This window comes from Microbacterium sp. F2E (genome assembly GCF_020905435.1).
Classification (GTDB): domain Bacteria; phylum Actinomycetota; class Actinomycetes; order Actinomycetales; family Microbacteriaceae; genus Microbacterium; species Microbacterium lacticum.
On record NZ_JAJJIB010000014.1, the window covers coordinates 1 to 19,021 of the forward strand.

At 70.2% G+C, this 19,021-nt stretch carries 21 protein-coding genes; 17 read left to right on the top strand and 4 right to left on the bottom strand.

All coding sequences use genetic code 11. The features are described from left to right. The first annotated feature begins 124 nt into the window (after positions 1-124). Positions 125-1,690, top strand: a complete 1,566-nt coding sequence (gene hflX / locus LOK55_RS10775; RefSeq protein WP_141379901.1) for a GTPase HflX — start codon at positions 125-127, stop codon at positions 1,688-1,690. A 231-nt stretch (positions 1,691-1,921) separates the two neighbouring features. On the opposite strand, the gene LOK55_RS10780 is transcribed toward hflX, so the two are convergent. Then, positions 1,922-3,934: a prolyl oligopeptidase family serine peptidase gene (locus tag LOK55_RS10780; protein WP_229935372.1), complete on the bottom strand. Its 2,013-nt coding sequence runs from the start codon at positions 3,932-3,934 to the stop codon at positions 1,922-1,924. A 98-nt stretch (positions 3,935-4,032) separates the two neighbouring features. After that, complete coding sequence (locus LOK55_RS10785; RefSeq protein ID WP_196323349.1) at positions 4,033-4,974, bottom strand: LysR family transcriptional regulator; 942 nt, start codon at positions 4,972-4,974, stop codon at positions 4,033-4,035. A gap of 102 nt (positions 4,975-5,076) precedes the next feature. Between LOK55_RS10785 and LOK55_RS10790 the strand changes: the two genes are divergently transcribed. After that, entirely contained in the window at positions 5,077-6,102 is a 1,026-nt protein-coding gene (locus LOK55_RS10790) for a putative oxygenase MesX (protein WP_229935373.1), read from the top strand. 56 nt (positions 6,103-6,158) lie between these two features. Continuing rightward, positions 6,159-7,184: a methionine synthase gene (locus LOK55_RS10795; protein WP_229935415.1), complete on the top strand. Its 1,026-nt coding sequence runs from the start codon at positions 6,159-6,161 to the stop codon at positions 7,182-7,184. A gap of 18 nt (positions 7,185-7,202) precedes the next feature. Here LOK55_RS10795 and lexA read toward each other — a convergent pair whose 3' ends face one another. Further along, a complete protein-coding gene (lexA, locus tag LOK55_RS10800) occupies positions 7,203-7,865 on the bottom strand; it encodes a transcriptional repressor LexA (protein ID WP_141380268.1) in 663 nt (220 codons plus the stop codon). 294 nt (positions 7,866-8,159) lie between these two features. Between lexA and LOK55_RS10805 the strand changes: the two genes are divergently transcribed. From LOK55_RS10805 to LOK55_RS10830, 6 genes are all read left to right on the top strand, one after another. Further along, the gene (locus tag LOK55_RS10805) at positions 8,160-8,540 is read left to right on the top strand and encodes a LysM peptidoglycan-binding domain-containing protein (RefSeq protein ID WP_141380267.1); all 381 of its coding nucleotides are present in this window, start codon (positions 8,160-8,162) and stop codon (positions 8,538-8,540) included. A 19-nt stretch (positions 8,541-8,559) separates the two neighbouring features. Then, positions 8,560-9,663 (top strand): histidinol-phosphate transaminase, encoded by a 1,104-nt coding sequence (locus LOK55_RS10810; protein ID WP_268252526.1) that lies wholly within the window; start codon positions 8,560-8,562, stop codon positions 9,661-9,663. Between the two features lie 99 nt (positions 9,664-9,762). Beyond that, on the top strand, positions 9,763-10,374 hold the full coding sequence (gene hisB / locus LOK55_RS10815; protein WP_229935375.1) for an imidazoleglycerol-phosphate dehydratase HisB: 612 nt from the start codon (positions 9,763-9,765) through the stop codon (positions 10,372-10,374). Then, a complete protein-coding gene (gene hisH / locus LOK55_RS10820) occupies positions 10,371-11,015 on the top strand; it encodes an imidazole glycerol phosphate synthase subunit HisH (RefSeq protein WP_229935376.1) in 645 nt (214 codons plus the stop codon). Before hisB ends, hisH begins: the two co-directional genes overlap by 4 nt. A gap of 64 nt (positions 11,016-11,079) precedes the next feature. Then, positions 11,080-11,823, top strand: a complete 744-nt coding sequence (gene priA, locus LOK55_RS10825; protein WP_229935377.1) for a bifunctional 1-(5-phosphoribosyl)-5-((5-phosphoribosylamino)methylideneamino)imidazole-4-carboxamide isomerase/phosphoribosylanthranilate isomerase PriA — start codon at positions 11,080-11,082, stop codon at positions 11,821-11,823. Next, the gene (locus LOK55_RS10830; RefSeq protein ID WP_141380262.1) at positions 11,810-12,562 is read left to right on the top strand and encodes an SseB family protein; all 753 of its coding nucleotides are present in this window, start codon (positions 11,810-11,812) and stop codon (positions 12,560-12,562) included. Before priA ends, LOK55_RS10830 begins: the two co-directional genes overlap by 14 nt. 30 nt (positions 12,563-12,592) lie before the next feature. Here LOK55_RS10830 and LOK55_RS10835 read toward each other — a convergent pair whose 3' ends face one another. Beyond that, the gene (locus tag LOK55_RS10835) at positions 12,593-13,000 is read right to left on the bottom strand and encodes a DUF1844 domain-containing protein (RefSeq protein ID WP_141380261.1); all 408 of its coding nucleotides are present in this window, start codon (positions 12,998-13,000) and stop codon (positions 12,593-12,595) included. Between the two features lie 251 nt (positions 13,001-13,251). On the opposite strand from LOK55_RS10835, the gene infC reads away from it, so the two are divergent. From infC to LOK55_RS10875, 8 genes are all read left to right on the top strand, one after another. After that, positions 13,252-13,932: a translation initiation factor IF-3 gene (gene infC / locus LOK55_RS10840; protein WP_196323341.1), complete on the top strand. Its 681-nt coding sequence runs from the start codon at positions 13,252-13,254 to the stop codon at positions 13,930-13,932. 50 nt (positions 13,933-13,982) lie between these two features. Next, positions 13,983-14,177, top strand: a complete 195-nt coding sequence (rpmI, locus tag LOK55_RS10845; protein WP_141380259.1) for a 50S ribosomal protein L35 — start codon at positions 13,983-13,985, stop codon at positions 14,175-14,177. Positions 14,178-14,206: 29 nt separating this feature from the next. Beyond that, positions 14,207-14,587: a 50S ribosomal protein L20 gene (gene rplT / locus LOK55_RS10850; protein ID WP_141380258.1), complete on the top strand. Its 381-nt coding sequence runs from the start codon at positions 14,207-14,209 to the stop codon at positions 14,585-14,587. A gap of 74 nt (positions 14,588-14,661) precedes the next feature. Continuing rightward, complete coding sequence (locus LOK55_RS10855; RefSeq protein ID WP_229935378.1) at positions 14,662-15,462, top strand: RNA methyltransferase; 801 nt, start codon at positions 14,662-14,664, stop codon at positions 15,460-15,462. 87 nt (positions 15,463-15,549) lie between these two features. Further along, positions 15,550-16,338 (top strand): amino acid ABC transporter ATP-binding protein, encoded by a 789-nt coding sequence (locus tag LOK55_RS10860; RefSeq protein WP_229935379.1) that lies wholly within the window; start codon positions 15,550-15,552, stop codon positions 16,336-16,338. A 59-nt stretch (positions 16,339-16,397) separates the two neighbouring features. Continuing rightward, positions 16,398-17,315 (top strand): glutamate ABC transporter substrate-binding protein, encoded by a 918-nt coding sequence (locus tag LOK55_RS10865; RefSeq protein ID WP_229935380.1) that lies wholly within the window; start codon positions 16,398-16,400, stop codon positions 17,313-17,315. A 96-nt stretch (positions 17,316-17,411) separates the two neighbouring features. Beyond that, the gene (locus LOK55_RS10870; RefSeq protein ID WP_196323337.1) at positions 17,412-18,059 is read left to right on the top strand and encodes an amino acid ABC transporter permease; all 648 of its coding nucleotides are present in this window, start codon (positions 17,412-17,414) and stop codon (positions 18,057-18,059) included. Further along, complete coding sequence (locus LOK55_RS10875) at positions 18,056-18,994, top strand: amino acid ABC transporter permease (RefSeq protein WP_229935381.1); 939 nt, start codon at positions 18,056-18,058, stop codon at positions 18,992-18,994. The genes LOK55_RS10870 and LOK55_RS10875 overlap by 4 nt, the downstream gene beginning before the upstream one ends. Positions 18,995-19,021 lie beyond the last annotated feature (27 nt).

Consider the following 19,021-nt stretch of genomic DNA (forward strand, 5'->3'; position numbering starts at 1 on the left):
CTCGTCACTCAGGACCAGATCAGCTTTCGGACGCCCAACTCGTGCCATACCCCATTCTAAGAGATAGACAACGAATTACTGGCGTACGACACTAGACTGCAAGGCTCATCACGAAAAGGATCGAATGACACACACCACCGGCACGAGCGACACGAGCGACATCAGCGGCACCGACGAGGGTGCGCTGCTCGACTCCGACACCGAGCGCCTGCCGATCGACCCCGTCGACCGGGTGCTCGCGCGCGCGGAGACGCGCTCCGGCATCCACGTGTTCGGCGCCGCGCAGGCGCTGCAGGATGCCTCGACGGTCGCCTACGGCGACACCGACGGCGACCAGTGGGATCGCGAGGAGCGCGCGGCGCTCCGCCGCGTGCCGGGGCTGTCCACCGAACTCGAAGACGTCACCGAGGTCGAGTACCGCCAGCTGCGGCTCGAGAACGTCGTGCTCGTCGGCGTCTACCCGCAGGGGTCGCAGGACGACGGCGAGAACTCGCTGCGTGAGCTCGCCGCGCTCGCCGAGACCGCCGGCGCCGTCGTGCGCGACGGCGTGCTGCAGCGCCGCCCGCACCCCGACCCGGCCACCTATGTCGGCCGTGGCAAGGCCGCCGAACTGCGCGATCTCGTCGCGGCGGTCGGCGCCGACACCGTGATCGCCGACACGGAGCTCGCGCCCAGCCAGCGGCGCGCGCTCGAAGACGTCGTGAAGGTGAAGGTGATCGACCGGACCACGGTCATCCTCGACATCTTCAGCCAGCACGCCAAGAGCCGCGAGGGCAAGGCCCAGGTCGAGCTCGCTCAGCTCGAATACCTCCTCCCGCGCCTGCGCGGCTGGGGCGAGTCGATGAGCCGGCAGGCCGGTGGCCAGGTCGGCGCGGGCGGTGCGGGAATGGGTTCGCGCGGTCCCGGTGAGACGAAGATCGAGCTCGACCGGCGGCGCATCCGCACGAAGATGGCGCAGCTGCGTCGTCAGCTGCGCGACTTCGCGCCTGCCCGTGAGGCCAAGCGCGCCGAGCGCAAGCGCAACACGATCCCGGCAGTCGCGATCGCCGGGTACACGAACGCCGGCAAGTCGAGTCTGCTGAACCGGCTGACGCGGGCGGGGGTGCTCGTCGAGAACGCGCTGTTCGCGACGCTCGACACGTCGGTACGCCGCGCCGAGACTGCCGACGGCCGGGTGTACACGCTCACCGACACCGTCGGGTTCGTGCGGAACCTGCCGCACCAGCTCGTCGAGGCGTTCCGATCGACGCTCGAAGAGGTCGGCGACGCCGACGTGATCGTGCACGTCGTGGATGCTTCGCACCCCGATCCAGCCGCCCAGCTGCAGACGGTGCGCGATGTGATCGGCGACGTGGGTGCGCGCGACCTGCCCGAGATCGTCGTGTTCAACAAGGCCGACCTCGTCGACGACGACACGCGTCTGGTGCTCCGCGGCCTCGCGCCGCAGGCGCTGTTCGTGTCGTCGCGCACCGGCGAGGGGATCGACGAACTGCGCGAGACGATCGAGCGCACGTTGCCGCTGCCGGCGGTCGAGGTGCGCGCGGTGGTGCCGTACGACCGGGGCGACCTGGTCTCGGCGGTGCACGAGCACGGCATCATCCTGAGCCAGGAGCACGGCCCCGACGGCACGTTCCTGCACGCGCACGTGCCCGCGATTCTCGGCGGCCGCCTCGCGGCCTACGCCGTCTAGCGCGCCGCGCCGGGCGCCGGGCCGCGGGGGCCGCGAGAACGCTCGATAGCACCGTTGCGGGACGTTTTGAGGTGCTATCGCGCGTTCTCGCGAGTCGAACGCCGCGCCCGGCGCGTGGGTGCGGCGCTGCGCTCGCGCCGGCGACCCGCGTCGAGAACGCACGATTGCACGTCTCGGGGACGTTTGGCGGTGCTATTGCGCGTTCTCGCGGGGCGGATGCCGGGCGCGGGTTCAGTCCAGCGTGAGGGGCGGGACGTCGGGCGGGGTGAAGCCGAACACCGCGCCGAGGAAGGCGAGCTCGGCCTCGGTCGCGTCGACGATCGTGTCGCCCCGGCGGAAGCCGTGGCCCTCGCCCTCGTAGAGCCGGTACGCGTGCGGGATGCCCCGTTCGGCCAGCGCGTCGCGGATCACCTCCGACTGCGCCGGCGGCACCACCCGGTCCTCGCTGCCCTGCAGCAGCAGCACCGGCGCCGTGAACCCGTCCACGTGCGTGAGCGGCGACCGCTCGCGGTAGAGCTCGTCGGCCTCGGGCAGCGGGCCGATCATCCCGTCGAGGTAGCGCGACTCGAAGTCGTGCGTGTCGGTCGCCAGCGCCCGCGCATCGGCGACGCCGTAGCGGCTGATGCCCGCGGCGAACGCGTCGGTGCGGGCGAGCGCGGCGAGCACCGTCCAGCCGCCCGCCGATCCGCCCTTGATCGCGATGCGGTCGGGGTCGGCGAGGCCGACGCCCCCGGCACCGCCGTCCGCGCCCCCAGCATCCCCAACGCCGCCATCCCCGGCGCCACCCTCGCCCGCAGTGCCCGCGAGCCCCGCCGCGGCGGCCACCACGTCGTCGACGTCGACCACGCCCCACTGGCCGCGCAGGCGCTCGCGGTAGGCGCGTCCGTACCCGGTCGACCCGCCGTAGTTCACCTGCACGACGCCGATCCCGCGGCTCGTGAGGTACACCGTCTTCGCGTCGGCGACGCCGCCCTCGTGGCCGGTGGGCCCGCCGTGCACCATCACGACGTACGGCGCGCGCTCGCCGGCGGGAGCGACCGCGCCCGGATTCGTCGGAGGATGCACGAACGCGTGCACCTCGCCGTGCGGCCCGGCCGTCGTCATCGCGCGCGTTGCCGGCATCCATTGTTCGTCGATCTCACCGGGCGTCCCCACGACCTGCCGCGCCGTGCGAGCCTCGGCATCGACGAGCCACAGACCGCTCGTTCCCGGCGCCTTGCCCGAGACGAGCGCGCGCCCGCCCGAGACGGCCTCGACGTTCAGCTCGCTCGTGGCGGGGAGGTCGATCCGCGACGACTCGCCGTCCGCGCCGATGGCGACGAGCTCGTCCGCCCCGTTCGTCCGCACCGCGACGATGCGTCCGTCGTCGAGCACGCCGTACCACCGGGCGCCGAGCGACCAGAGCGCACCGCCCGTGTCTGCGTCGGTGGGCGCGATCGGCTCCGCGGGCCCGAAACCTTCGCCGGTGTGCACGCGATGCCACAGGTTCCACCGTCCGGTCGGCTCGTCGAGGTAGACGAGGTCGGTGTCGCTCCGCCACGTCGGCTCGAGCGCTGCGGTCTCGCCCGCGGTCACCGCCGCCCACGACCGGACCCGGCCGTCGTCGATGCGTCCGACGCGCACCTCGGTGCGGTCCCACGGCATGTTCGGGTGGTCCCACGCGACCCAGGCCAGGTGCGTGCCGTCGGGGGAGAGGTCGGGCTGGGCGACGAAGTCGCTGTCGCCGACGAGCTGTCGAACGGATGCCTCGCGCTCCAGCGCGATCTCGACGATCCCTCTACGGACGACGCCCTCGCCCCGCCACTCGCGCACCGCGAGCAGGCGGCCGCGGGTGAACCGCAGCCCGCCGTAGGAAGTCGCGCCGTCAGCGGGCGTGAGCGGAACCGGGTCGGCGCCGGGGCGGAGTGCCCACACGCGCTGGTCGGTCTTCTCGACGAAGTACAGGCTGCCGTCGTCGCCCGCGGCCCACGACCCGCCGCCGTACTCATGCACCCGCGAGCGGGCGTTCCACGGCGCAGGCAGCACATCGGCGACATCGCCGCCGCTGGCATCGTCGCCGACACGCACGTCACGGGCATCCGGCCGGCGTCGCACCGTCGTACGGCCCGCCTCTTCGGGAACCGACTGACCCCACCAGATCTCATCGCCCACGAATGCCGCGCCGTCGATGCGCGGCGACGCGCCGGATGCCCAGGCGGCGGTGAACGGGGAGGGCCAGGAGCCGTAGGGGAGTGTCTCGACCATGCCCTCACGCTACGCGGTGGACTCGCGCGACACGGCCGCGCACAACCGCCGCGCACCACGGCCACCCGCCTCATCCGCGCGGCACAGCCGGGGCGCGCTCATCCGAGCAGCGTGACTCCGAACCCCGCGACGACGGTGCGCACCTCGGCCAGGTAGCGCTGCGCCTGCTCGGTGAGCGGGATCGCGGAGTGGCCGATCCAGCCGATCTCGATGCGCTCGTCGACCTCGAGCGGGATCGCGACGATCTCGGGGTCGAGCTCGTCGCTGACGATGCCCGTCGAGATCGTGTACCCGTCGAGGCCGATCATGAGGTTGAAGATCGTCGCACGGTCGGAGACCCGGATCTCCTGCGCGCTCGAGGAGGTCGACAGGATCTCCTCGGCGAAGTAGAACGCGTTGTTCGCGCCCTGATCGAACGTGAGACGGGGGAGTCCTTCGAGGTCGGCGAGGGTGACGCTCCGCCGCCGTGCAAGCGGGTTCCGACGGGAGACGAAGATGTGCGGCGCGGCGACGAACAGCGGATGGAACGCCAGGCCGTTGTCGCGCAGCAGCCGATCGATGACTTTGCGGTTGAAGTCGTTGCGATAGAGGATGCCGAGTTCGCTGCGGAGGGTGCGGACGTCGTCGATGATGTCCCACGTGCGCGTCTCGCGCAGGGCGAACTCGTATTGCGCGGCGTCGCTCGCGCGCACCATCCGCACGAACGCGTCGACGGCGAACGAATAGTGCTGCGCCGAGACGCCGAGCAGGCGCCGCGCGGGAGGCCGCCCCAGGTAGCGCTGCTCGAGCAGCTCCACCTGCTCGACCACCTGACGCGCGTACCCGAGGAACTCGGCGCCCTCGGCGGTAAGGCTCACCCCGCGCGCGGAGCGGGTCAGGAGGGCGCGGCCGACCCGGGTCTCGAGTTCCTTCATCGCGGCCGACATGGTCGGCTGGGCGACGTACAGCACGTCGGCGGCGGCCGAGATCGATCCCTCCGCGGCGACCTCGATGAAGTAGCGCAGGTGCTGAAGGTTCAGGCCGCTCGTTCGCTGGGGCATAGGGGAAGACTATATGTATGCATAGTCAGCGTGAGTTACCCGATATCTCCGCCCACGCCTCACCATGAAGGGAACCTCACCCTCTCACCGGATTGGCCAGCCATGGCGGACGACTTCTCCTATCGCATCTCGACGACCCGCTTCGACGAGCACTACACGCCCGCGGAGAGCTCCCGTCTCACGACCAACTTCGCCAACCTCGCCCGGGGTGAGCACCGCGAGCAGAACCTCCGCAACACGCTGACGATGATCGAGCGGCGGTTCAACGATCTCGTACGCGCGGACAACCCGACCGGCGATCGCTACGGCGTCGAACTCGACATCGTCTCGGTGCAGCTCCAGTTCGACGCGCTCGACGCCGGGGCGGGCGCCGATCAGAGCTTCCCGTTGCTCGAAGTCCTCGACATCCACCTCCTCGACCGGCTCACTGGGCTTCGCACCCAGGGCATCGTCGGCAACAACTTCTCGTCGTACGTGCGCGACTACGACTTCAGCGTGCTGCTTCCCGCCGCGGCGGCACGCGCGGGGGAGCAGGCTGCGGGCGGCGCGCCCGCCGTGCCGGAGGACTTCGGCGACCTGCACGGCAAGCTGTTCGACGACTTCCTCGCCTCGCCCGTCTACCGCGAGCGCTTCGCCCAGCCGCCGGTGATCTGCATCAGCGTCTCGACGAGCAAGACCTACCGGCGCACGGAGACCCAGCATCCGGTGCTCGGCGTCGAATACCGGCAGGATGCCTCGTCGCTGACCGACGTGTACTTCGGCAAGATGGGGCTCGAGGCCCGCTACTTCATGCCCCGGGGCGCGGTCGCCCCGCTCGCGTTCTACTTCCGCGGCGACCTCCTCGCCGACTACAGCGACCTGCAGCTGGCGGGCACGATCAGCACGATGGAGGCGTTCCAGAAGATCTATCGTCCCGAGATCTACAACGCCAACTCGGCCGCGCCGGAGGTGTACCGGCCGAGCCTCGACGCGCAGGACTTCTCGCGCACGCAGATCGACTACGACCGTGACGAGCGCAGCCGGCTCGCGCTGACCCAGGGCCGGTACACCCAGGAGCACTTCATCGAGCCGCACCGCGAGGTGCTGGAACAGTGGGCGGCGACGGCGGGCGCGGGGGCGCTCGCGTGAGCGCCGTCACGAGCCCGGCCACGGCCGCCCCGAGCGGCGGCGCCGTGCCGGGCGCCGTGCACACACTCCTGCCCACCACGATCGTCGGGAGCCTCCCGAAGCCCTCGTGGCTCGCGCAGCCCGAGGTGCTGTGGTCGCCGTGGGCGCTCGAGGGGGATGCCTTGATCGAGGGCAAGCGCGATGCCCTCCGCATCGCCGTGCAGGAGCAGACCCGCCGCGGCATCGACATCGTCAGCGACGGGGAGCAGACCCGGCAGCACTTCGTCACGACGTTCATCGAGCACCTGAGCGGAGTCGACTTCGATCGGCGGGAGACCGTGCGCATCCGCGACCGCTACGACGCGAGCGTGCCCACCGTCGTCGGCGAGGTGCGCCGCGAGCGGCCGGTGTTCGTCGACGACGCGAGGTTCCTCCGCGAGATCACCGACCGCCCGATCAAGTGGGCGCTCCCCGGCCCGATGACGATGGTCGACACGCTCTACGACGCGCACTACAAGAGCCGCGAGAAGCTCGCCTGGGAGTTCGCGACGATCCTGAACGAAGAGGCGAGAGCGCTCGAGGATGCCGGTGTCGATGTCATCCAGTTCGACGAGCCGTCGTTCAACGTGTTCTTCGACGAGGTGAAGGACTGGGGGGTCGCGGCCCTCGAGCGCGCCGCGGAGGGTCTGCGCGCGCAGACCGCGGTGCACATCTGCTACGGCTACGGCATCACGGCGAACAACGAATGGAAGGCGAGCCTCGGGTCGCAGTGGCGACAGTACGAGGAGTCGTTCCCGCTGTTGCAGCGCTCGTCGATCGATATCGTGTCGCTCGAATGCCAGCACTCGCACGTGCCGATGGAGCTCATCGAGCTCGTTCGCGGCAAGAAAGTCATGCTGGGGGCGATCGACGTGGCCAGCGAGGTCGTCGAGACGCCCGAGGAGGTCGCCGACACGCTCCGCCGTGCGCTGGCCTTCGTCGATGCCGACAAACTCATCCCGAGCACCAACTGCGGCATGGCGCCGTTCCCACGGGCGGTCGCGGCGGAGAAGCTGAGCGCGCTGAGCGCCGGCGCGGGCATCGTGCGCGACGAGCTCGCCTGACGCCCGCCGCGCGGGAGTTCAGACCGCGCGCAGGATCGCGACGACCTTGCCGAGCACCGTGGCGTCATCGCCCAGGATCGGTTCGAACGCGCTGTTGCGCGGCAGCAGCCAGGTGTGCCCGTCGCGCTGGCGGAACGTCTTGACGGTCGCCTCGCCGTCGAGCATCGCCGCGACGATGTCGCCGTTGTCGGCGGTCGCCTGCGAGCGGACGACCACCCAGTCGCCGTCGCAGATCGCGGCGTCGATCATCGACTCGCCGCTCACCTTGAGCATGAACAGGTCGCCCTTGCCGACGAGTTGACGGGGGAGGGGGAAGACCTCCTCGACGTGCTGATCGGCGGTGATCGGCACGCCGGCGGCGATGCGCCCGACGAGCGGCACGAGGGCGGCGTCGCCCACGGCGGGTGCGGTGTCGGCGGGGTTCTCCGTCGAGACGCCCGGCAGATCGATCAGCACCTCCATCGCGCGCGTCTTGCCGGCGTCGCGGCGCAGATAGCCGCTGAGCTCGAGCTGACCCAGCTGGTGCGTCACGCTCGAGAGCGACTTGAGGCCCACCGCATCGCCGATCTCGCGCATGCTCGGCGGGTAGCCGTACTGCGCGATCGAGCGCTGGATGACCTCGAGGATCGCCAGCTGCTTCTCGCTGAGATTCTTACGCCGACGCGTCTGCGGCTTCTCCATGAACGCACTCCTTGTGATGGGTGGAACGTGATCGCCCCGACGGGCTCTCTTCTTCGAATGTCGGAGGTGGGTGATGGTCTGTCGTTATCGAAACCGTATCCGGTGAGGGCGGGCTCGGCCGGCAGGCATCCGCGTGTCGCGTTCGATCCGATTCCGATCCGGATGCCCCTTGACAATCGAACTATATCGAAGATAGCTTCGGAAGAGAACTTCGCATCCGGTGCTCCCGGCCGAGCGCCGGATGCGAACATCCCCCACCCGGGAGCGTCCGAGGCATCGCCTTGAGGAGGAACCATGACCGCCATCGACTTCAGCACCGGCACTTCACTTCCCGCCGTCGGCGGCGCACCCGCCACGCGGCTGCGCCTCACGGTCCGCGGCCGCCGCGTGCTCGCGTTCCTCGCCTCGATCCCGGCCGTCATCGCGCTGAGCGTCGCGATCGTCTCCGGCGGTGGGGCCCTCGCCTCGGGTGAGGGCAGCGCGCCGGCGGGCACCTTCGCCGAGGTCACCGTCATGCCCGGCGACACCCTGTGGTCGATCGCCGAGGAGGCGGCCCCGGGTGCCGACCCGCGCGACGTCGTCGACGCGATCGTGCGACTGAACGCGCTGCCGTCGGGTGCGTTGGCTGTGGGCCAGACGCTCGCCCTGCCGGCGGAGTACTCCGCGGGGCAGTGAGTCGGCCGGTCGCCGTACGATGGGGGCTGTGAGTGCGAGTCTGGACGATCTTCCCCTCCGAGCCGATCTGCGCGGGCTGACGCCCTACGGCGCGCCGCAGGCGGCGCTGCCGGTCGCTTTGAACGTCAACGAGAACACGCACCCGGTGCCCGAAGACGTCGCCGACGACGTCCTCGACAGCGTCGCGCGGGCGCTGCGTGACGTGAACCGGTACCCCGACCGCGAGTTCACCGCGCTGCGGGAGGGCTTCGCCAAGTACCTCGGTCACGGGCTGTCGGCCGACCAGATCTGGGCGGCCAACGGCTCGAACGAAGTGCTGCAGCACCTGCTGCAGGCCTTCGCCGGGCCGGGACGCACGGCGTTCGGCTTCGCGCCGACCTACTCGATGTACCCGCTGCTCACCCGGGCGACGGGGGCGACCTATCAGGCGGGCACGCGCGGCGTCGACTACACGCTCGGCGCCGCAGACGCCGCCGCCCAGATCGAGACGGCCGATCCCGACGTGGTGTTCCTGTGCGCACCGAACAACCCGACGGGCACGCCGCTCGGCCTCGACGTCATCGAGGCGGTCTACGACGCGGCGAACGGCATCGTGATCGTCGACGAGGCCTACCAGGAGTTCGCGCCGCGCGAGTCGCGCTCCGCCCTCACCCTCCTCCCGGGTCGCGAGCGACTGGTCGTCTCGCGGACGATGAGCAAGGCGTTCGCGTTCGCCGGCGCCCGCGTCGGCTATCTCGCCGCCGATGCCGCGATCATCGACGCCCTCCGCCTCGTGCGACTGCCCTACCACCTGAGTGCGCTGACCCAGGCGGCGGCCGGCGCCGCGCTGCGGCACGCCCCCGCGATGCTCGCCATGGTCGACGAGATCGTCGCGCAGCGCGATCGCATCTCAGCGACCCTGGACGCGCTCGGCTACCAGCCGTTCGAGAGCTGGACCAACTTCGTGCTCTTCGGCGGCGTCGACGACCCCGCGGCCACCTGGCAGGGCCTCTACGACCGCGGTGTGCTCATCCGCGACGTCGGATTGCCGCGGAGCCTCCGGGTGACGGCCGGCACCGAGGCGGAGTCGACGGCGTTCCTCGATGCCCTCGCTTCGCTCGGCCCCGGCGGCGCCCGCGTCTGACCGCGCCCGCCCCGCCCGGCTCGCTCGCGCCCATCCCACCCAAGGTCGGCCGACGGCACCCGCGACGGGCGACCGAGCCGCCTCGCTAGACTCGGTGCCATGACCGCCCCCACGCACCGCACGGCCTCACTCCGCCGCGCGACGAGTGAGTCGACGGTCGAGCTCGAGCTCGACCTCGACGGCACCGGCCAGAGCCACATCGACACGACGGTGCCGTTCTTCGACCATCTGCTGACGGCGTTCGCGAAGCACTCGCTGACCGACCTCACGGTGCGCGCCTCCGGCGACACCGACATCGACGCGCACCACACCGTCGAGGACGTCTCGATCGTGGTGGGGCAGGCCATCCGCGAGGCGCTCGGCGACAAGGCCGGCATCTCGCGCTACGGCGACGCCCTGGTGCCGCTCGACGAGGCGCTCGCCCAGGCCGTCGTCGACATCAGCGGCCGGCCGTACCTCGTGCACTCCGGCGAGCCGGCGGGCTTCGAGTACCACCTGATCGGCGGTCACTTCACCGGCTCGCTCGTGCGGCACACGTTCGAGGCGCTCGCCTTCAACGCCGGGCTGACCGTGCATGTGACGGTCCTCGGCGGCCGCGACCCGCACCACATCGCCGAGGCCGAGTACAAGGCGTTCGCGCGCGCGTTCCGCCAGGCCAAGGCGCTCGATCCGCTCGTCGTCGGCGTGCCGAGCACCAAGGGGGCTCTGTGACGGCGCCCGTCGTCGCGGTTCTCGACTACGGCTCCGGCAACATCCACTCCGCTGTCAAGGCCCTCGCCGCCGCCGGCGCCGACGCGCGCCTCACGGCCGATCGCGGTTTGATCCGCGATGCGGCGGGGCTCGTCGTGCCGGGCGTGGGAGCCTTCAGCGCCGTCATCGAGGCCCTCCGCGCGATCCGCGGCGACGAGCTGATCGGCCGCCGCCTGGCGGGCGGCCTCCCGGTGCTCGGCATCTGCGTGGGCATGCAGGTGCTGTTCGAGCACGGCGTCGAGCGCGGCGTCGACGCCGAGGGCCTCGGCGAGTGGCCGGGCGCGGTGACCGAGCTGGATGCCCCGGTGCTGCCCCACATGGGATGGAACACCGTCCGGGCGGGCGCGGACTCGGTGCTTTTCGAGGGCATCGAGGAGGAGCGGTTCTATTTGGTGCACTCCTACGGCGCCCAGCACTGGTCGATGGAGCCGATGCGGCCCTTCCGTGAGCCGGTGCTCACCTGGTGCGACTACGGCACCCCGTTCCTCGCCGCCGTGGAGAACGGACCGCTCTCGGCGACCCAGTTCCACCCGGAGAAGAGCGGCGCCGCCGGCATCCGCCTGCTCCGCAACTGGATCTCATCGCTCCCGCAAGCCGGGTAGTCTCTCTGTGCGCCCCGCCTCGCCCCGCGAGCAGTCCCGGCGCCTGTCCCACGCATCTGGAGCCATGAACGATTTCGCGTCGACCCCCGAACTGATCCTGCTGCCGGCCGTGGATGTCGCCGGCGGCAAGGCCGTCCGCCTCACGCAGGGCGAGGCCGGCTCCGAGACGAGCTACGGCGACCCCGTCGACGCGGCCGCCGCCTGGGCACGCGACGGCGCGCAGTGGATCCACCTCGTCGACCTCGACGCCGCGTTCGGCCGAGGCCACAACACCGCCGTCATCCGCCGTGTCATCAAGCAGCTGCGCGGCGTGCAGGTGGAGCTGTCCGGAGGCATCCGCGACGACGCCACCCTCGAGGCCGCGCTCGAATCCGGCGCGACGCGCATCAACCTCGGCACCGCCGCGCTCGAGAACCCCGAGTGGGCCGCCGACGTGATCGGGCGGTACGGCGAGGCGATCGCGGTCGGACTCGACGTTCGCGGCACGACGCTCGCCGCGCGCGGCTGGACGCGCGAGGGCGGCGACCTGTGGGACGTGCTCGAGCGCCTCGAGGACGCCGGCTGCAGCCGCTACGTCGTCACCGACGTCACGAAGGACGGCACCCTGCAGGGCCCGAACCTCGATCTCCTGCGCGCCGTCACGGCGCGCACCACGCGCCCCGTCGTCGCCTCCGGTGGCATCTCGACCCTCGACGACATCGCGGCGCTGCGCGAACTCGTGCCGCTCGGGGTCGAGGGCGCCATCGTGGGCAAGGCCCTCTACGCGGGGGCGTTCACGCTGGCCGAGGCGCTGGATGTCGCAGGCTGACAGCGCCGGCGTCCCGTGGGAGGGGCGCAGCTTCGAGTCCAATCCGCACGCGGGTGACGACGGGTCGGCGGATGCCGCGCTGCTCGCCGCCCTCGAAGCGTTCCACGCGGGATCGGGCGACGCCGTTGCGATCGTCGACGCCTACCGCGACGCGCGCCTGCTGATCCCGCTCGTCGCCGAGGCCGGCGACGTCGGCATCGCGCCGTCGGGGCACACCGTCGACAAGACGCAGGAGCTGTCGATCGTCACGGTCGCCGCCCCCGACGGCCGCCGCGTGCTGCCGGTGTTCACCTCGGTCGCCTCTCTTGCGCGGTGGGATGCGAAGGCGCGCCCCGTGCCCGTGGAGGGTGTGCGCACCGCGCTGTCGGCAGCGGCCGACGACAGCGACCTCATCGTGATCGACCCGGGCTCGGACACCGAGTTCGTCCTCCGCCGCCCCGCTGTGTGGGCGATCGGCCAGGGTCAGCCCTGGGAGCCGGCGTTCCGCTCGCCCGAGGTCTACGCGGGCTTGCAGCAGAGCGTCGCGAGCGAGATGGGCGTCATCGATCTCACGGTCGCCGACGGCGATCCCACCGGGCGCCTGCGCGGCCCCGAGCTGATCGTCGGGCTGCACCTGGTCGACGGTCTCGAGAAGCCCGCGCTCGATGCGATCCTGCAGCGGCTCGCCGCGCGCTGGGCGACCGACGACCGCGTCGCCGTGCTCGTCGACTCGCTGACGGTCAAGCTCCTCCGCGGCTGAGCCTTCCCGGCTGAGTCTCCGCGGCTGGGGTCAGGTGACCGGGCCGGTCCACTTCTCGCCCGGGCCCTTGCCGATCGGGTCGGGGATGACGGATGCCTCGCGGAACGCGAGCTGCACCGAGCGCAGGCCGTCACGCAGCGACCGTGCGTGCATGTCGCTGATCTCGGGGGCGCCGGCGGTGATGAGCCCGGCGAGGGCGTTGATGAGCTTGCGCGCCTCGTCGAGGTCGGTCTGCGTCTCGGGGTCATCGGCGAGGCCGGTCTTGACCGCGGCGGCGCTCATCAGGTGCACGGCGGCGGTCGTGATGACCTCGACGGCGGGGACATCGGCGATGTCGCGCGAGGCCGCCGCGGCGGCCCGCTCCTGCTCCTCCCAGCGGGCGAGCCGCTCGCTGTCCGCGTCGTGGGAATGGTCGGGGGAGGGGGCGTTGGTCGTCACGGTTCGCTTTCTGCTAAACTGAGCGCGCACCGGAGTGTTCTGCTCCGGATCGAAAGTGGATCACATCCCACCCGCGCTTGCCGCTCCAGGCTACCGGGTCCCGCACTCCGCCCGGCCCGCCAGCGACATCGGCACCGGGTAGCCACGCGAGTGGAGCCCCTCACCGGGCCAGGGTGCAGAACTTCCCGCCGTCGTTCGCGTCGCGCCGGGTGGGCGTGAGACTCTTCCGCCCGCGAGACTTCCGTCACGCGGTGGCATCCACCCGTACGACAGAGGAGTTCCGCATCAGCGATCCCCGCACGAATGACCGCATCCGCGTCCCCGAGGTCCGCCTCGTCGGCCCCGCGGGTGAGCAGGTCGGCGTCGTCCGCATCGAGGTGGCCCTCCGCCTCGCGCAGGAAGCAGATCTCGACCTGGTCGAGGTCGCCCCGAACTCGAAGCCCCCCGTGGTGAAGATCATGGACTACGGCAAGTTCAAGTACGAGACGGCGCAGAAGGCCAAAGAGGCCCGTCGCAACCAGGCGAACACCGTGCTCAAAGAGGTCCGCTTCCGCCTGAAGATCGAAGCGCACGACTACACGACCAAGCTCAAGCGCGCCGAAGGCTTCCTGCAGGCCGGCGACAAGGTCAAGGCGATGATCCTCTTCCGCGGTCGCGAGCAGTCGCGTCCCGAGCAGGGCGTGCGTCTGCTGCGCAAGTTCGCCGAAGACGTCGCCGAGTACGGCACCGTGGAGTCCAACCCCACGATCGACGGCCGCAACATGGTCATGGTGGTCGCACCCCACAAGAACAAGTCCGAGGTCAAGACCGAGCAGAACGCGCAGCGCGATGCCAAGAAGGAGGCGGCACGCCAGGCGCGCTCCGGCTCTCCGGTCTCCGACGACGCAGCGGCGCCCGCCGCCGACCCCGCACCGTCCGCCGCCGCGGAGTAACGCGGCCCACAGACTCCCGCTCGCCGGGAACCACAACGAAGGATAGAGATATGCCGAAGCAGAAGACCCACTCGGGTGCCAAGAAGCGCTTCAAGGTCACCGGGAGCGGAAAGATCATGAAGCAGCAGGCGAACCTCCGCCACAACCTGGAGGGCAAGTCGACCCGTCGCACCCGTCGCCTCGACCAGGAGCAGGTCCTGGCCCCCGGTGACGCCAAGGTCGCCAAGAAGCTCCTCGGCCTCTGAGCCGCGTCGCACGTTAGGAAGAACAAGAAATGGCTAGAGTCAAGCGGGCCGTCAACGCCCACAAGAAGCGTCGCGTCATCCTCGAGCGCGCCTCCGGTTACCGCGGACAGCGTTCGCGCCTGTACCGCAAGGCGAAGGAGCAGGTCACCCACTCGCTCGTCTACGCGTACCGCGACCGTCGCAAGCGCAAGGGCGACTTCCGTCGCCTGTGGATCCAGCGCATCAACGCCGCTGCCCGCCAGAACGGCATCACGTACAACCGCTTCATCCAGGGTCTCGGCCTCGCCGGTGTGCAGGTCGACCGTCGCATGCTCGCCGAGCTCGCGGTGAACGAGCCGAAGACGTTCGCGTCGCTCGTCGCGACCGCCAAGAGCGCGCTGCCCGCCGACGTGAACGCCCCCAAGGCCTGAGCGTCCCGCGCAACCCGCAGAAAAGGGTGTCCTCCTTCGGGAGGGCACCCTTTCGCGTTCTCTAGGATGAGACCGTGCTCGATAACCCCCGTTCTCCCCGCGTGCGCGCGGTCGCGAAACTGACGAAGCGCAGCGCCCGTCAGGAGACCGGGCTGTTCCTACTCGAGGGCCCGCAGGCGGCGCGCGAGGCGCTCGCCTACCGGCCCGACACGGTCGTCGAGGTGTACGCGACGCCGACCGCGATGGAGCGGCACCCCGACGTGCGCGACGCGGTGCGCGAGGCGGGGCTCGAGGTCGAGTACACGACCGAGGCGGCGCTGGATGCCATGGCCGACACCGTCACGCCGCAGGGCATCGTCGCCGTCGCGCGCCAATCGCCGTCGTCGCTGAAGGACGTCTTCGCCGCGGAGCCGCGCCTGATCGCGATCTGCGAGGAGGTGCGCGACCCCGGCAACCTCGGCACGATCATCCGCGCCGCCGATGCCGCCGGCGCCGACGCGGTCGTGCTCACCGGTCGCACGGTCGACCCGTACAACCCGAAGGTCGTGCGCGCCACGACCGGATCGCTGTTCCACGTGCCGGTCGTCGTCGGCGTCGAACTCGCCCCGGTGGTCGAGCGCGCGCACAGCGCGGGTATGCGCGTGATCGCCGCCGATGTAGGCGGCGACGACTTCCTCGCGCGGCGGTCGATGTTGGCCGAGCCCACTGCATGGCTGTTCGGGAATGAAGCGCGCGGACTCGAGGACGAGGCCCTCGCCCAGGCCGACTTCGCCCTGCGGCTGCCCATCTACGGGCGCGCCGAATCGCTCAATCTGGCGACGGCGGCGAGCGTATGCCTGTACGAGACGGCCTTCGCGCAGCGCGCCTCCGACTGACGCCGTGTGTTTCGGCCGGGTCACGACTCGGTCAAGATCCTCTGCATAACTTGGGTTCTGCGGGGGACCTCTGCCTAGGCTGACCCCATGGCGACCCCGGATCCCGCTCCCGCGACCTCGAACATCACCGTGCGACGCGGCGACCCGCTCGTCGTCGTGACTGACGTCGAGAAGCATTACGGCGACTTCCATGCGCTGAAAGACATCAACCTCACGGTCAACCGCGGCGAGGTCGTCGTGGTGATCGGTCCCTCGGGGTCCGGCAAGTCGACGCTGTGTCGCACGATCAACCGGCTCGAGACGATCACGAGCGGATCGATCACGATCGACGGCAAGGAGCTGCCGGAGGAGGGCAAGGCCCTCGCGGCTCTGCGTGCCGACGTCGGCATGGTCTTCCAGTCGTTCAACCTCTTTTCGCACCTCACGATCCTCGAGAACGTGACCCTCGGACCGATGAAGGTCAAAAAGCTCAAGAAAGCGGATGCCGAGGCGGAGGCCAAGGTGCTCCTCGAGCGTGTCGGGGTGGCGCAGCAGGCATCCAAACTGCCCGCGCAGCTCTCCGGCGGGCAGCAGCAGCGCGTCGCGATCGCCCGTGCCCTCGCCATGAAGCCCAAGGTCATGCTGTTCGACGAGCCGACGAGCGCCCTCGACCCCGAGATGATCAACGAGGTGCTCGACGTCATGGTCGGTCTCGCGCAGGACGGGATGACGATGATCGTCGTCACTCACGAGATGGGCTTCGCCCGCAAGGCCGCCGATCGCGTCGTGTTCATGGCCGACGGACAGATCGTCGAAGAGTCCGCCCCCGACGAGTTCTTCACGAACCCGAAGAGCGACCGGGCGAAGGACTTCCTCTCGAAGCTCATCACCCACTGACCCCGCGCCCTGCACCGGCGCGGCCCCCCGAAATGACGACACGCAACCAGGAGGATCACATGCGCACCACCAGAATCGTCGGCGCCTTCGCCGGCATCGCCATCGCCGCCCTCGCCCTGACGGCCTGCAACAGCGGCACGCCGGGCGCCGAGGAGACCTCGACCGGCGACGCCGGCGAGAGCTCGGCGGCCGGCAACCCGTGGACGGTCGCGACCGACGTCACGATCGACGGCAGCCCGACGTTCGACCGCATCAAGAGCGCCGGCGTCGTGAAGGTCGGGGTCAAGGAGGACCAGCCCGGCCTCGGCTACCTCGACCCGACCACGCGAGAGCGCACCGGCTTCGACGTGGACGTCGCCCGCTGGATCGCCGCGTCGCTCGGCTACGACGAGGACAAGATCGAGTTCACCGCGATCCCGTCGGCCAACCGCGAGCAGGCCATCGTGAACGGCGACATCGACTACTACGTCGGCACCTACTCGATCACCGACAAGCGCAAGGAGCAGATCTCCTTCGCCGGCCCGTACTTCGTCACCGGTCAGGGCCTGCTGGTCGCCGCCGGCAACGACAAGATCACCGGCAAGGACTCGCTCACCGCTGAGGACATCGTCTGCTCGGCGACCGGCTCGACCTCGATCCAGCGGATCAAGGACGAGACCCCCGCGCAGACCAAGGAGTACGACACCTACTCCATCTGTGTCGAAGACCTGAAGAACGGCCAGGTCGACGCGGTCACGACTGACGAGGCGATCCTCATCGGCTACGCCGCGCAGGCCCCCGATGAGCTGAAGGTCGTCGGCGACGTGTTCAGCGAGGAGCGCTACGGCGTCGGCATCGCCAAGGGCGATACCGCTCTGCAGGAGTTCATCAACACGATGTTCACCGACGGCGGCGACATCTGGCAGGCGATCTTCGACAAGAACCTCGGCGCCTCGGGCGTCAAGGCCACGCAGCCGAAGGTCGACCCGGTCGGCTGATCTCGTGCCGGGGGCGCGATCGAGGAGCCGCGCCCCCGGCATCCGGTCTCACATCCAACGCGACACGCGCGCACGACGACGCAGGAAGAACAGGGCATGGGAGTCATCACCGATCACCTGGATCTCTGGGGCCAGGCACTCCAGGGGACGCTCATCCTGTTCTTCGGCGGGGGGCTCATCGCCCTCGTGCTCGGCCTCATCGTCGGGGCGATGCGCGTGTCGCCGGTGCCCGTGGCGCGCGCCGTGGGCACCGTCTACGTCAACTGGATCCGCAACACCCCGCTGACGCTGGTGATGTTCTTCTTCGCGTTCTGCGTGCCGATCCTGCTGCGCGAACGCATCGACCCCATCGTGCTGCCGACGATCGCGCTCGGCGTCTACACCGCGACCTACGTCGCCGAGACGCTCCGTTCGGGCATCAACACCGTTCCCGTCGGGCAGGCCGAGGCGGCGCGGGCGCTCGGTCTCACGTTCACCCAGGTCATGACGCTCGTCGTGCTGCCCCAGGCCACGCGTTCGGTGATCCCGCCGATGATGAGCGTGTTCATCGCGCTGCTGAAGAACACGACCGTCGCCGCCGGGTTCTCCGTGCTGAACCTCGGGTCGATCCGATCGTGGCTCAGTGAGCAGGGCGAGAACCAGCTGGTCGTGCTCCTGTGGGTGATGCTCATCTTCATCGTGCTGGTGCTGCTGCTGGCGTGGCTGCAACGGGTCTTCGAGAACAAATGGAGGGTCGCGCGATGAGTTCCGTGCTGTACGACGTGCCCGGGCCGAAGGCGATCGCGCGCAACCGCATCCTCGCCGTGATCACGGCGCTCCTGGTGCTCGCCGGCATCGCCTGGGTGATCTGGCGATTCGCGGTGACGGGGCAGTTCACCGCCAAGAAGTGGGAGCTGTTCACCTACTCCTCGATCTGGGCCCTCTTCGGCGAGGCCACCCTGAACACGCTCGCCGCGTTCGCCGCGGCCGCGGTGGGCGCCCTCGTGCTCGGCTTCCTGCTCGCGCTCGGACGACTCTCCGACCACGCCTGGGTCCGGGTGCCGGTCGGCTGGATCATCGAGATCCTCCGCGCCATCCCGGTGCTGATCTTCATGATGCTGCTCTACTACGGGCTGCCCGTCGTCGGCATCAAGATGGAGCCGTACTGGGCGGTCGTCATCGCCCTCATCGCCTACAACGGCTCGGTGCTCGCCGAGGTGATCCGCGCCGGCGTCGAGTCGCTGCCGCGCGGTCAGAGCGAGGCGGGATACGCGATCGGGCTCCGCAAGTCGGGCGTCATGGCGTTCGTCCTGCTGCCGCAGGCGATCCGGGCGATGATGCCGGTCATCGTCGCGCAGCTCGTCGTGACGCTGAAGGACACCGCGCTCGGCTTCATCATCACTTACCACGAGCTGCTCTACCTCGTGAAGCTGCTCGGCTCGAACGCCGTGTACGGCTCGCCCCTCATCCCCGCGGCGATCGTCGGCGGCTCGATCTACGTCGCCCTGTGCCTCGCGCTGTCGTACATCGCCCGCCTGCTCGAGAGGCGCCTGAAGCGGCAGGACAGCGCGCTGACACCCGTCGACCCGATGCACCACCCGGTCGGCGACGTCACCGACACGCAGCTCATCGGACTGCAGAACGTGCCCGACGGGGGATCCGGCGCCGAGGGCGGCGGATTCGGGCGCCGGCCGCACTGAGCAGCGCCGAGCGGGAGCCGAGCCGCC